We start from the raw sequence: 1,125 nt of genomic DNA on the forward strand, positions 1-1,125 counted from the left end.
GTCCTCCACGAACGCGACCGTGCTGCCGTCGGTCAGCAGGTCGTCGAGGGCCGCGTCGGCTGCGCCGGCCGCCGCGGTCACCTGGCGGGCGCTCTCCGCGGTGGTCGCGGCGGCGAGGAAACCACGGCGCCGGTCCTGGGAGGACTCGGCGGTCATGCCCATGCCGACGTACGTCAGGCGCCGGTGACCGTGTCGCAGCGCCAGCTCGACGAGCCGGGCCACCGCGGCGGCGTAGTCGGCGCCGACGTAGGGCACCGGCCCGCCCGCGTCGTCGCGGCGCCCGACGGCGACGTACGGGAAACCGTCGCGGTTGAGCCGGTGCAGCTCCGCCCCGTCGATCTCGCGTCCGAGCAGGATGCACCCGTCGGCCAGGCGCAGTCGGTTGTCCTGGTGGAAGATGCGCCGCCGGCCGTCGACCACCGGCGCGCTGGTGAACAGCAGCAGGTCGCAGCCGACCCGCTCGGCGTACTCCTCGATGCCGAGCAGGAACGGGTGGAAGAAGTCCCGGCTGCCGCTGGGGAAGGCGGGCTCGTAGGTGAAGACGCCGATGATCCGGTTGAATCGCGAGGCGAGGCGGCGGGCCACCGGGTCGGCTGCGTAGCCGGTCTCGGCGATGACCCGCAACACCCGGTCCCGGGTCTCCGGGGCGATGCGCACGTCCGCGTCGGTCCGGTTGTTGAGCACCAGTGACACGGTCGCCTGACTGACACCGGCCATCCGGGCGATGTCACGTTGGGTGACGCGTCTGAGTGGAGGGGTCACGTCAGGTCCTTCCGGGGCGGCTAATGCGTATTAGCGCTCGGCGTTGGAGAGGAGCCTCGCGCCCTGGGCCGCCACATGTCAAGAGGGTGACGAAGATTTCCTGTTGATGAACTTCCAGTAGTAATGCGGATTAGCGGCGACCGGGTCGCCGCGGGCGCGCGTCTGGCCGCCCGATCGCGGTGGCCTCTTGACAGGAGAGCGTCTCGGGGCGCAGCATTCGAGAAACGTCGATGCTAATACGTATTAGCGAGCCGACCCGAAACAGTGCCGGCGGTCGATGACCCCTGCGCTCCTACGGAGAGTCACCGCCCGTCCCCTCGCCGCCGGCGCCGCCGGCCGGCGGACCGCCGCTGCCCCAAGGGC

The 1,125-nt window shown here is 71.0% G+C and carries 1 protein-coding gene; it reads right to left on the reverse strand.

The window, feature by feature from the left end; translation table 11 throughout:
- A partial coding sequence (locus ACWEVO_RS36930) for a LacI family DNA-binding transcriptional regulator (protein ID WP_452312009.1) occupies nt 1-762 on the reverse strand: 762 nt, incomplete at its 3' end.
- Between the last annotated feature and the right edge of the window lie 363 nt (nt 763-1,125).

The sequence above is a fragment of the Micromonospora sp. NPDC003776 genome (assembly GCF_053605645.1).